At 34.8% G+C, this 13,042-nt stretch carries 13 protein-coding genes; 8 read left to right on the top strand and 5 right to left on the bottom strand.

The annotated features are described in order from the left end of the window. Window positions 1-29 precede the first annotated feature (29 nt). The 5 genes from hppD to uvrC form a co-directional block, all read right to left on the bottom strand. Complete coding sequence (gene hppD, locus ACTF54_RS01220; RefSeq protein ID WP_438968549.1) at window positions 30-1,193, bottom strand: 4-hydroxyphenylpyruvate dioxygenase; 1,164 nt, start codon at window positions 1,191-1,193, stop codon at window positions 30-32. Window positions 1,194-1,308: 115 nt separating this feature from the next. Continuing rightward, window positions 1,309-1,923 (bottom strand): CCC motif membrane protein, encoded by a 615-nt coding sequence (locus ACTF54_RS01215; RefSeq protein WP_347196246.1) that lies wholly within the window; start codon window positions 1,921-1,923, stop codon window positions 1,309-1,311. Between the two features lie 28 nt (window positions 1,924-1,951). Next, window positions 1,952-3,109 carry a homogentisate 1,2-dioxygenase gene (locus tag ACTF54_RS01210; RefSeq protein WP_438968548.1) on the bottom strand — a complete coding sequence of 386 codons (1,158 nt, stop codon included), beginning with the start codon at window positions 3,107-3,109 and terminating at the stop codon, window positions 1,952-1,954. A gap of 142 nt (window positions 3,110-3,251) precedes the next feature. Beyond that, on the bottom strand, window positions 3,252-5,486 hold the full coding sequence (locus tag ACTF54_RS01205) for a patatin-like phospholipase family protein (protein ID WP_347196244.1): 2,235 nt from the start codon (window positions 5,484-5,486) through the stop codon (window positions 3,252-3,254). Further along, on the bottom strand, window positions 5,473-7,272 hold the full coding sequence (uvrC, locus tag ACTF54_RS01200; protein ID WP_438968547.1) for an excinuclease ABC subunit UvrC: 1,800 nt from the start codon (window positions 7,270-7,272) through the stop codon (window positions 5,473-5,475). Before uvrC ends, ACTF54_RS01205 begins: the two co-directional genes overlap by 14 nt. A gap of 220 nt (window positions 7,273-7,492) precedes the next feature. Between uvrC and ACTF54_RS01195 the strand changes: the two genes are divergently transcribed. From ACTF54_RS01195 to ACTF54_RS01160, 8 genes are all read left to right on the top strand, one after another. Further along, window positions 7,493-8,464 (top strand): type I phosphomannose isomerase catalytic subunit, encoded by a 972-nt coding sequence (locus ACTF54_RS01195; RefSeq protein WP_347196242.1) that lies wholly within the window; start codon window positions 7,493-7,495, stop codon window positions 8,462-8,464. A gap of 177 nt (window positions 8,465-8,641) precedes the next feature. Next, window positions 8,642-8,935 (top strand): thioredoxin, encoded by a 294-nt coding sequence (trxA, locus tag ACTF54_RS01190; protein WP_347196241.1) that lies wholly within the window; start codon window positions 8,642-8,644, stop codon window positions 8,933-8,935. 113 nt (window positions 8,936-9,048) lie between these two features. Beyond that, window positions 9,049-10,473 carry an alpha/beta hydrolase family protein gene (locus tag ACTF54_RS01185; RefSeq protein ID WP_438968546.1) on the top strand — a complete coding sequence of 475 codons (1,425 nt, stop codon included), beginning with the start codon at window positions 9,049-9,051 and terminating at the stop codon, window positions 10,471-10,473. A 108-nt stretch (window positions 10,474-10,581) separates the two neighbouring features. Next, complete coding sequence (locus ACTF54_RS01180) at window positions 10,582-10,968, top strand: DUF2237 family protein (RefSeq protein WP_347196239.1); 387 nt, start codon at window positions 10,582-10,584, stop codon at window positions 10,966-10,968. Further along, complete coding sequence (locus ACTF54_RS01175) at window positions 10,961-11,155, top strand: hypothetical protein (protein ID WP_438968545.1); 195 nt, start codon at window positions 10,961-10,963, stop codon at window positions 11,153-11,155. Before ACTF54_RS01180 ends, ACTF54_RS01175 begins: the two co-directional genes overlap by 8 nt. 24 nt (window positions 11,156-11,179) lie before the next feature. Continuing rightward, complete coding sequence (locus ACTF54_RS01170) at window positions 11,180-11,473, top strand: GreA/GreB family elongation factor (protein WP_438968544.1); 294 nt, start codon at window positions 11,180-11,182, stop codon at window positions 11,471-11,473. 128 nt (window positions 11,474-11,601) lie between these two features. Then, on the top strand, window positions 11,602-12,744 hold the full coding sequence (locus ACTF54_RS01165) for a P-loop NTPase (protein WP_438968543.1): 1,143 nt from the start codon (window positions 11,602-11,604) through the stop codon (window positions 12,742-12,744). After that, complete coding sequence (locus ACTF54_RS01160; protein ID WP_347196236.1) at window positions 12,744-13,028, top strand: NifU family protein; 285 nt, start codon at window positions 12,744-12,746, stop codon at window positions 13,026-13,028. Before ACTF54_RS01165 ends, ACTF54_RS01160 begins: the two co-directional genes overlap by 1 nt. Window positions 13,029-13,042 lie beyond the last annotated feature (14 nt).

The following is a 13,042-nucleotide window of genomic DNA, read 5'->3' as shown; positions in this document are numbered from 1 at the left end:
AAATTTCAACTCCTAAAATAATAGGTTTTTTACAAAGTGCCACGCAGTGCTTGTTCTCTTTCAATAGCTTCAAATAGGGCTTTAAAGTTACCTACACCAAAGGATTGTGCTCCTTTACGCTGTATAACCTCTATAAACATAGTTGGTCTGTCTACAACCGTTTTAGTAAAAAGCTGTAATAGATAGCCTTCTTCATCGCGATCGATTAGGATACCATGCTTTTTAAGAACTTCAACATCTTCATCTATTTCTCCTACTCGTTCTATTAAATCATCATAATATTCCTCAGGTACGTACAAAAATTCCACACCTCTTTCTCTCATTGCGCTAACTGTAGCGACTATATCATCTGTAGCAACAGCAATATGTTGTACTCCAGGACCATTATAAAAGTCTAAATACTCTTCAATTTGTGATTTTTTCTTTCCTTTTGCAGGTTCATTGATAGGAAACTTTACTCTACCATTTCCATTACTCATCACTTTACTCATAAGAGCAGTATATTCTGTTGCAATGTCATCGTCTGCAAACGAAATAATTTGAGCAAAACCCATTACTTCTCCATAGAATTTACACCAGGTGTTCATTTCATCCCAACCTACGTTTCCAACCATATGATCAATAAATTTTAGACCTACTGGCACTGGATTATAATGCGATTCCCATTTTTTAAATCCTGGAAGAAATAAACCATTATAATTTTTACGCTCGATAAACATATGTACTGTTTCACCATACGTATAGATTCCTGACTTAATGATTTCACCATCTTCATCTGACTCTACAGTAGGTTCTAGATAAGGTTTTGCACCTCTTTTTGTGGTTTCTTCAAAAGCTTTTCTTGCATCTTCTACCCATAGAGCGACTACTTTTACTCCATCACCGTGAACATTGATATGTTCGTTTAATTCGCCACCTTTTTGTAAAGGTGTAGTTAATACAAGTCTGATTTTACCTTGTTTCAATACATAAGAAACGCGATCTGTTAATCCAGTTTCTAATCCAGCATAAGCTTCTGATTGAAAGCCAAAAGCAGTTTTATAAAAATGAGCGCTTTGTTTTGCATTACCCACGTACAGTTCTACATAATCAGTTCCTAATAAAGGAAGGAAATCTTCGGCTTCCTGGAAAAGTTTTTTAAGTGAATACTCTGTATTTTGTAAGTCTTTGAGGTTTTTAATTTCTGCTGGCATAATGATTTTTTTAAAGAATAAATAAATGTTTTGTTTTTGTGGTATAGATGGTGATCTACATTACCACATGGCTCGCAATTGCGGCATTATATATATTCTTCTAGGTATCATAATTCTATTCTACTTCAGTTTCTTCTTTTGTAATCTCTTCAATTTGTAAAGTCGAGTCTGTTTCTAATGAATCTAATTCTTCTTCTTCTTCATAGTATTTCCATCCGTCCTCTGAACCAGATTCTTCATCATAATCAAATATAGACTCGTTATTTCTATTATTGAAGTCTTCAAAATCTTTGTATTCTCCATTCATCAATCCCCAAAATAGGCTTCCAAAAAACAGTAACAAGATCATTAAAAATAAACAGACGATTCCTGAAATAACAACGCCTATTATATTTAATATTTTACCAATACTGACACTACGTTCCGTACTTTGACTGTATCTAGAAGGATCAGATTTATATAAACGCATGCTTTTATTTGCCACTACCAGACCTATAATACTTATGATCAATGTAAAAATAGCAATAACACCATAACACCAGCATCCTATAAGAAATACAACTAAAGAAATAATTCCTAAAGTTATTGCGATAGGATCACCAGGTAATTTATCACCTTGATGTGGAAACTGATAGTTGCCTTGATTCTGGTTTTGAAATTGCTGTTGTTGCTGTCCAAAATTATTAGACTGCTGCGGTTGATTAGAGTAATTAGGATTATTTTGTTCCAATTGTGATTTATTTTATTGCAATATTAATTTATTCTAACCAGCTTTTATGATAGCTATTATCAGCAATTTCAAGTCCTTCTTTGGTAACCATTAAAGGCTTAAATGTGTCGACCATTACAGCGAGTTCTTCCGTTCCTTTTTTACCGATACTTTTTTCTACAGTTCCTGGATGTGGACCGTGTGGTATTCCTGCAGGATGTAAACTTATATGTCCAGCCTCGATATCATTACGGCTCATAAAATCACCATCTACATAATACAATACTTCATCACTATCTATATTACTATGGTTGTATGGCGCTGGTATACTGTCTGGATGATAATCATATAACCTAGGAACAAAACTGCATACCACAAAAGCGTCTGTTTCAAAAGTTTGATGCACCGGTGGTGGCTGGTGAATGCGGCCTGTAATAGGTTCAAAATCATGAATAGAAAATGCGTACGGGAAATTATAACCGTCGTAACCTACTACATCAAAAGGATGAGAAGCATAAACCATTTCAAAAATATCATCTTGCTTTTTAACCTTGATTAAAAATTCTCCTTTTTCATCATGTGTTTCTAATGTTTCTGGTCGTCGCAAATCACGCTCGCAAAAAGGGGAGTGTTCTAAAAGTTGACCAAACCAGTTTCTGTACCTTTTAGGAGTATAAATAGGTCGCCTACTTTCTACTATAAAAAGTCTATTGTCAGTTGTGTCAAAATCAATTTTATAAATTATACCTCTAGGGATAAGTAGGTAGTCACCGTATTTAAAATCTAAATTTCCCAAATGAGTGCGTAAAGTTCCTGTCCCTTTATGTACAAAAAGCAACTCGTCTGCATCACTGTTTTTATAAAAATAATCATTAGTAGATTCTTGTGGCGCCGCAAGAATTATGGCGACGTCACTATTGATCAAAACCGTTTTACGACTTTTTAAATAGTCTGCTTCTGGCTGGATTTGAAAACCTCTCAGTCGATAAGATTTGATATGATTTTTGAGAGCTATTTCTGGTTTTACGCTGTATTGATTCTTTATCTCTTTTACCATAGTAGGTCTGCGAACATGGTAGGAATTTGTGGACATCCCGTCAAAACCTATCGTTCCAAATAGTTGTTCTGAATAAAGAGAACCATCTGGTTTTCTAAATTGTGTATGTCTTTTGGGTGGTATTTTACCCAATTTATGGTAGAAAGGCATAGCTAAAAGTTAAATCTCTCAAATTTCGTAAATTCTGTAGACCATTCCATGTCTAAACGTGTTTATTTACACTTTAAATAGTTAAAATGTTTAACTTAAAGAATTTGATGTTGTTTTTATTGCTTTCGCGAAAGCGAGATCACTAAAATTTAAAACCTAAACTTACAAACAATAGTCCATCATCGTTTTGTGGGGAAAAACTATATTTTACTTCTACCGGTCCTAAGAACGTTTCTAGTCCATAGCCTATAGCATAACCATCATAACCTTCATTGCTGAACCAATCCCGTCTTTCAAAAAGTCCATTTTGAGCATCTGCAAAATTTGCACTGAGTACGATATGGTTTTTTTTGAAAATCTCGTAATCTATTTCAAATAGAGTTTTTATCATGGTATCACCACTGATACTTATAAAATCATATCCATAGAAGGATACTAAATTATTGATACGTCGCGATCCATAACCTCCTAGATAAAAATCTAAGGCAGCGTTGTTTGTGTCACCTATGGTAATACCTACATGTGCATTACCTCTTAATGTGATATTACCAAATCTTTGTGCATGACTAACCTCTATTTGTGCAATGGAAAATTCTTTAAATCTTTCACCAAATTCTGAATTAAAAAGATATAAATGAAAATTGCCATCTACTTTCCATCCAGAAGATGGAAATTGTGCATTATCATAGGAATCGACTAAAATTTTACCATATATGCTACCGATAGTGCCGTCTGAGAAATCTGTAACGTTATCTTCAGGTTCTTCTGTCACCAGTGTTTCTGTAAAAACATGGAGAGACTTTATCTCTGCACCAGTAGTAAAATTAAGAGATTTATTGAGTCTAGTTTGTAAAAATATTTGATGTGTCCAGTCGTTGTATTTTAACTCTAAGCTATTAACGCCTAGTGGTCCTGTATTTCCTACCTCTTCTACAAAACGACCGCTTACATCTTGTTCGAATTTTATGAATTCACTGTGAAAGCCAATAGACCAGTATCTTCCTTTATCAATATAGTAATCAAAATTATAACGTAAATTATCTCCTACGATAGCATCTGCAGATATGATATCATTGTCAAAGAAGATGTTTTTTCTAGTAATATTGATTAGCGCTGCACTGCGCAATAATTCGTCAAAATGTAATCCTAATCTTAAGTAGTTGCTTACTTCATTTTCTATGAGGTCTACTTTAAGGGTAGTTGTGTTTTGATCATCAATCACTTCATAATTAATCTTAGCAAAATTATCGGTTGCTTGAAGATTGCTTATGCCATTTGTTAAGTCCTTGTAGGCTACCATTCCAGGAGTATCGATTTTGAATCGTCCTACTACATAAGCTCGTGTATAATTTTTATTACCGCTTACCTCTATTTCATCGATGTAGATACTATCATTGGAAATGTTTTTTAAAGGAGGTTTTTGATAAGCATCTTTGGTTAAAAATTGTAATTCTGGTATTTTAGATCTAGCTGCTTTTTCTCCTTTTTGAATGATTTTTCTTCCTTGGTCAAATGATAGAACCGTAAATCCATCAATTTCTGGTGCAATATAAATATCAGTTTTAGGCTCCTTAATTTTCATGTCATTAATGGTGTGAAAATTATTGATTTGAGATAATATATCAAGGGCTCCATTAAGTTCACTTAATAATTTAAGATCATCTTGAACATCTACTCCTATAATGATGTCCATGCCTCGTTCCCTTAATTTATCAATAGGGTAATTATCGGTAACGCCACCATCTATGAGTAGCCTGCCGTCTATATCTACAGGAGCAAATACTGATGGTAAGGCGCCGCTGGCATTAACAGCTTTGGGTAAGTATCCTGTTTCTAACACCACTTCTTCACCAGTAGTAATGTCTGTTGCTATACACAAAAAAGGAATAGGTAATTTGCTAAAATCGTGGACATCCTTTACGTGAGAAAGTGACTTAGAAAGAAAGTCATAGATGTTTTGTCCTTTACTTAAGGAAGAAGGTAATTGAATTTTGAAATCCTTAAATGGTAAAGTGACTGCATACCTTTCTGTAATCCTACGTTCATAATAAGTTTTTGAACTGCGAGGAATGTCGTCAGAGATAATTTTATCAAAATCTACAGTTTCAAAAACAGAGTCAATTTGTTGCCCAGTATAACCAGAGGCATAAATGGATCCAACTATCGCGCCCATACTGGTTCCAGCTATATAATCTACTTTAATGCCTAAAGAGTCTATGATTTTTAAGGTTCCTATATGTGCAAGTCCTTTTGCACCACCGCCAGAAAGAACTAAACCTATCTTAGGACGTGAGTTAGGTTCATTTTCTTGCGCTATTAAGAATTCCGCTTGCGCGAAAACGAGAATAAGTAACCATAAAATTTTACTCTTTTTCATCGCTATAAAAATCTAGAATCTTTTGAGCTCTAGAAACTCCTACAATTTCAGTTAGTTCTTTTTTTGTTGCAGTTTTAACGCGTTTTACACTTCTAAAGTGTTTTAATAAATCAATTACCGTTTTTTCTCCTATTCCAGGAATCTCATCTAGTTCTGTTTCTATGGCTTGCTTACTACGTTTATTCCTGTGATGAGTGATACCAAATCGGTGCGCCTCGTTACGCATTTGTTGGATTACTTTTAAAGATTCACTGCGCTTATCTAGATATAAAGGTACAGGATCGTTAGGATAAAACAACTCTTCTAATCGTTTTGCTATTCCTATTATAGGTACTTTACCTCTTAGGCCTAATCTTTCTAATGCAGTTACACCACTGGATAGCTGTCCTTTTCCTCCATCTACAATGACTAGTTGTGGCAACGGTTGGTCCTCTTCTAGTAATCTTCTGTAGCGTCGATAAACGACTTCTTCCATACTTGCAAAATCATCGGGACCTTCTACAGTCTTGATATTGAAATTACGATAATCTTTCTTGCTTGGTTTTCCGTTTTTGAAAACAACACAGGCTGCGACAGGATTTGTTCCCTGAATATTTGAGTTGTCAAAACACTCCATGTGTCGTGGCTCTTCATCTAGTCTCAAGTCGGCTTTCATTTGTGCCATTAAGCGATTAGTATGCCTATCAGGATCGACAATTTTAATGGTCTTAAATTGTTCTTGCCTAAAGAATTTTGCATTGCGCTCTGACAGGTCAACTACACGTTTTTTATCACCCAGCTTTGGGATCGTAACTTTTAAATTTTCTCCTACTTCAACCTCAAATTGTGTATAAATTTCTCTAGATTGAGAATCAAAACGGTTTCTTATTTCTATAATCGCTAGTTCTAGAAGTTCTTTATCAGTTTCATCTAGTTGCTTTTTCAGCTCCATAGTATGAGAACGAGTGATGGCTCCATGATTGATTTGTAAATAATTTACATAACCAGCGGCTTCATCACTTACAATCGTAAAAATATCTACATTAGAAATATTAGGGTTTACGACGGTAGATTTGGCTTGATACCTAGTTAAAATCTCTAGCTTTTCTTTGAGTTGTTGCGCCTCTTCAAATTCCATATTTGCAGCATGTTCCTGCATCAATTCTGTGAAATAATTTACCGCTTCTTTAAAATCTCCTTTTACAATACTTCTAATCGCTTCAATGCTTCTATTGTATTGTACTTCATGTTGCAAACCTGCACAAGGTCCTTTACAGTTACCGATATGATATTCTAAACACAGTTTAAATTTACCTTCATTGATTTTATCCTGTTGCAAATCATAATTACAAGTTCTTATGGGATATAGTGTCTTTACTAATTCTAATAAAGTTCTTACGGTTCTTACACTGGTATATGGTCCATAATATTCACTACCATCTTTAATCATTTTGCGTGTCAAGAAAACCCTAGGAAAACGTTCTTTTTTAATGACCAACCAAGGGTAGGTTTTATCATCACGCAGCATAATATTGTAACGTGGATTGTGACTCTTGATCAGGCTGTTTTCCAGCAACAGCGCATCAGTCTCTGTATCTACCACAATATGTTCAATACGATGTATGTTTTTTACCATCGTTTTGATGCGGAAGCTATCGTGGTTTTTATTAAAATAAGAAGAAACTCGTTTCTTGAGTTTTTTTGCTTTTCCCACATACAGAAGTCGGTCTTTTTTGTCATAATACAAATAGACTCCTGGAGAAAGTGGTAATGTTTTAATTTGAACCTCTAAAGGTGGTAATTCCATAGCACAGTAAAGATAGGAATTATGATCATCTCGATTTACTATTTTTAAAATAAGTTTATGGTTATCTCACTTTCGCGAAAGCGAGATAACACTCAATTCTATATCGTAAAATGCGATTATAGAACAATGAAATCACTCTTGTATTGAATTTAAAGGGATACCGTAGATAAATTGCTACTGATATCTTAAATTGCAGCCTGTTGAAACTATGAACTGATTGATGAAATTTTATCCCCTAAAATTTAAACCTGTTTTTCACTACCGCATTTGGGGTGGCAATAAATTAAAAACCGTTTTCCATAAGGACTATAAGGAAAATTCCATAGGTGAATCTTGGGAAATAAGTGCTGTTCCAGGAAGTGAAACTATAGTTGAAGAAGGGATTTACCAAGGAAGGACAATCAATAATTTAATAAGCGAGTTTAAAGGTGATTTTCTAGGAGAAGAGGTTTATAAAAATTATGGCGACGAATTTCCTTTATTAATCAAGTTTATAGATGCGCAACAACCACTATCTATACAAGTACATCCTAATAACGCATTAGCAAAAGAACGACACAACTGTTTAGGCAAAAATGAAATGTGGTACATCATGCCATCTGATAAAGATGCAAAAATTACCGTTGGTTTTAATAAGCAACTCACTCCAGATTCTTATCAAGAACATTTAAAAAACAATACACTTACTGATGTTTTAAATGAATTTTCTGTAAAAGCAGGTGATGCATTTTATATTCCTACTGGTAGAGTACATGCCATAGGAGCAGGCGTGGTTCTTGCAGAAATCCAGCAATCTTCTGACGTGACCTATCGCATCTATGATTATGATCGTAAAGATCTTAAAACAGGAATGAAAAGAGAGTTACATACGGATTTAGCTCTAGACGCTATTGACTTTGAACTACATGACAATGATCAAACTGACTACACTAGGAAGAAAAATCATCTTAATAAGTTGATTGATTCTCCTTATTTCAAAACAAATTTTCTAAAAGTAAAAGGATCCCAGAAAAGGAATCTCGATGAAATAAACTCCTTTGTAATATACATGTGTGTAAAAGGAAGTGCTTCTTTTGTGTATGAAGGAGAGTCTTACTCAATAATACAAGGAGAATGTATATTGTTACCTGCTGGTATAGATAAATTTAATATCGAGGCTACAGCAGCTCAACTTATTGAAATTTATTTATAGATCTCTCTTCTTTTCTTAATTGAAAAGTTGCTTATTTTTCAAATGGTACGCGTCTTAAATCCTTTACTAAATTTATGTTTAGATTTTGATTTGAGATTTTTATAGATTCTATATTTGTTGAATATCATGAGATTTTCGAATTCAGATTCGAGTTTCAATCTAAAAAATGTTTTTCTTATGTCCAGTTTTAAAGAGCTTACTAATAGCGATACACCAGTTTTAATTGACTTTTTTGCCACATGGTGTGGTCCATGTCAGACGATGATGCCTGTTTTAGAAAAATTAAAGGATGATCTAGGTGATAAAGTTCGTATTCTTAAAATAGATGTAGATAAAAATCAAGCGCTGGCTTCAAAATTTCAAATACGCGGTGTTCCTGCTTTCATGATATTTAAAAATGGAAAGCAAGTATGGAAAGGCGCAGGAGTACAACCTTTGCACGAGTTAAAAGCACAGTTAAAGAAGGCTTAATAGGGAATACTTACAGAATTACTGGTCTTGCTATTATATTAAAATGAAATATGTTCTTAATTAAAGAATTAGCTTTATCATCCAGTCTTTTCTTATCATCAAAAACGATAATTATGAAAAATACTTTCCGTACAGCCATTGGGATCCTTATTTTATTAGGATCGTTTCTTGTCAAAGCTCAAAATTTTGAAGGTTCCTGGACTGGTGCGATTCAAGGAATGCCACTTGTTTTTGAGATTTCTAATAATGAAGGGTCGTACACTGCAAAAATGCAAAGCCCTAAACAGTCCAAAGCTTTTCTTCCAATGGATTCAACAATCGTAAAGGGAAATACCATTAAGTTAGTTCTTAACGCTTATAAAATTAAATATCAAGGAGAACTATCAGAAGAAAAAGTAAATGGAACTTTCACTCAAGGAACTTATTCTGAGGCGATGATTTTAGAAAAGAAAGCCTATGTAGAGGTAAAACCTAACAGACCTCAAGAACCTAAAGCACCATTTCCATATAAAAGTGAAGAGGTCTTTTTTACCAATCAATGGATCAACCCTGGTGGAGACGTTACTAGTATACAACTGGCAGGAACACTTACTCTTCCTACTGATGTAAAGAATCCACCAGTGGCAATACTTATTTCTGGTTCTGGTCCTCAGGACCGTAATGAAGAACTTTTTAATCATAAGCCATTTCTAGTCATTGCAGATTACCTCACAAAAAAAGGAATAGCCGTCCTTAGATACGACGATCGCGGCGTTGCACAGTCTCAAGGGACGCAAGTAGGTGCAAATAGCTTTGATTTTGCGTCAGATGTAGAAGCAGCAATTACTTATTTAAAAACGCGCAATGATATCAACAGAAATGAAATAGGATTGATAGGTCATAGTGAAGGTGGTTTAATTGCACCTATCGTTATTGCAAACAACAAAAATGACGTGGCATTTTTTGTTTCACTTGCAGGAACTGGTTTAAAAGGTGATAGAGTAGTGTTGCCACAAATGCGCAAAGGAGCCATGTTAAGAGGTGAACTAGAAGCTGATATTAATGCAGATATGGAAATCATGAAAGCACTATTTGATAAAATTATTGAAGCAGATGGAGTAAATATACCTCAAGAGGCGCTAGCACAACAATTGGAAATACGTCTCCGTGAAAAATGTAAAAATGCGACACCTGTTATACAAGCAAAATATCAAGAACCGACCATAAAAGCTTTAGCAAAAGAATTTTCAAACAATTGGTTTCGTACATTTCTAACCTATGATCCAGCTGTAAATTTGAGTAAAGTAACTTGCCCAGTTCTTGCGATCAATGGTTCTTTAGATTATCAAGTGATTGCAGCTAGCAATTTAGATGGTATGAAATCCGCTTTTGCGAAAGCGGAAAACAAAGATGTCACTATAAAAGAATTACCAGGGTTAAATCACTTATTTCAAAATGCGGTTACTGGTAGTGCAGTAGAATATGGTCAAATTGAAGAAACTTTTGATCCGGCAACACTAGAATTGATCGCATCTTGGATCAATGAAAGGTTTAATTAATATGATGTAGCTGTTATTTCTTCTGAAAAGCACAGACTTAAAAAGAAAACTAACATGTTTAAAAAAGCTTTAACGATATCCTTGAGCATTTTTATATATTTTACTGCTATGTCACAAACTACAGAAAAACCCAAAGCATTCAATGTATTAAGAACAAGCCTAGAATCCTGTTGTAACGATCCTATGACTGGTTACTGGCGTGATGGATATTGCCGCACAGCAAATGAGGATCAAGGAACACATGTGGTTTGTGCGGTGATGACACAGGAGTTTCTAGATTTTACAAAATCAAAAGGTAATGACCTTACAAGAGCCATCCCAGCATACCAGTTTCCAGGTTTGAAGCCTGGTGATAAATGGTGTTTGTGTATTTTAAGATGGCTTGAGGCAGAGAAAGCTGGAGTAGCACCACAAATAAATCTTAAATCTACAGATGATAAAGTCTTAGACTATACATCGCTAGAGCTATTAAAGAAATATGCGGTAGATGAGTAGAGGATTTGTAAGAGAAGGCGATCAGGAAGAACCGGTAGTAATTCCACAACGCGCTTTTTTACCAGATACAGTTACAAATTATGTGACACCGCAAGGAATGCAAGAATTACAAGACGAGTTACATGTTCTAGAAGCAGACTTTACAGATATAGCTGTTGAAGATGAAACAGAAAAAAGAAGAACGTAGACCTTGATTCAAGGAAAAATAAACTTGTTAAAGGAAAGAATCACATCTGCCCGACCTATAAAAATATCGGAACAGCCACAAGATGAAATACGCTTTGGTGCGACGGTCACTTTAAAAAATATGAATCTAAAATTGAAGCAAATACTGACCATTACAGGTGTCGATGAGGCAAATGTTTCTAAAGGGAAAATTTCTTTTACCACGCCTATTGCACAAGCTTTGATGGGTGCAAAAGTAGGAGAGACAGTAAATTTTAAACTTGGCGCAGAAGAGCGTCCGTTATTTATTTTATCCATCGATTATTTGCAAGCTGTTTAAAAAAATAGGGCGATTGTTTTGATATACGCTTTCGCGAAAGCGAAATAACAATAATCTATCCCTTTTATTTAGAATCATTTTTAACTAACAGCTTTGCGTATTATCTTTGTAATACTCTAAAATTCAAAATGAAAATAGAAAAGAAAGACGTCTTAAAAGCATTAGAAACCATATCGGTTCCTGGTGAAGGACAAAACATGATAGAAAGTGGTGCAATTAAAAACGTTCTCGTTTTTGGCGATGAAGTTGTTGTAGATGTAACCATAAACAATCATAGTTTACAAGCAAAGAAGAAAACAGAGGTTTCCATTTTACAAGCGATTCATAAAGAGGTTTATGAAAAGGCGCAAATAAAAGTAAATCTTAAGGTAGAAGTTTCAGAAACGGCAGATAAAAAGCCTGAAATTAAAGGGAAAGCAATTCCTGGAATTGACAATATTATTGCGGTAGCATCTGGAAAAGGTGGTGTAGGGAAATCTACAGTTACGGCAAATCTAGCCGTTACTCTTGCAAAAATGGGCTTTAAAGTGGGCTTATTAGACGCAGACATTTATGGTCCTAGTGCAACGATTATGTTTGACATCATTAATGAAAAGCCATTATCTGTTAATGTAGATGGTAAGTCAAAGATGAAACCAGTAGAAAGTTATGGAGTAAAGATACTCTCCATAGGTTTCTTTACACAACCAGATCAAGCGGTCGTATGGCGTGGACCTATGGCAGCTAAAGCACTGAACCAAATGATCTTTGATGCTGCATGGGGAAATCTTGATTTCTTAGTGGTAGATTTACCACCAGGAACAGGAGATATTCACTTAAGTATTATGCAATCCTTACCATTAACAGGTGCTGTAGTAGTTTCTACACCACAAACTGTAGCGCTAGCAGATGCTCGCAAAGGTGTAGCCATGTTTCAACAGGAAAGTATTAATGTTCCTGTGTTAGGTATTGTAGAAAATATGGCTTATTTCTCACCGCCAGAATTACCAGAAAATAAATATCATATTTTTGGTAAGGATGGAGCAAGAAACCTGGCTGAAGACTTGAATATTCCGTTTTTAGGAGAATTACCTTTAGTACAAAGCATAAGAGAAGCAGGCGATGTAGGGCGTCCGGCAGCAATGCAGGAAGGAACAGATATTGAAGAGGCTTTTATAAAAATTACTAAAAAAGTAGTATCTGAAACAGTACGCAGGAATGATGCATTACCACCTACTAAAGCTATTGAGATTACTACCATGGCAGGTTGTAGCGCCGTAAATAAGAAATAATGAAGACAGGAGCAGATTTAATAGCAGCCGTTGAAGCCGGATTAGAAGAAATAAGACCTTTTTTACAACGTGATAAAGGTGATATAGAACTAGTCTCTATTGATGAAGACAAGTTTGTTAAAGTACGTTTATTAGGAACTTGTGTAGGTTGTCACGTGAATCAAATGACACTTAAATCTGGTGTAGAACTTACCGTAAAAAAGCACGCTCCTCAAATAGAATCTGTAATAGACGTTTCTGGCGAAAAGCTCGAAGAGGATTATAGAGATAGCCTAGAAGCTTAATTAATTCTAAATTT

Origin of the sequence: Nonlabens sp. (assembly GCF_965657255.1) — a bacterium.
Lineage (GTDB): Bacteria > Bacteroidota > Bacteroidia > Flavobacteriales > Flavobacteriaceae > Nonlabens.
Note: the sequence above shows the minus strand (reverse complement) of the source record. Positions and strands in the feature narration are given on the sequence as shown.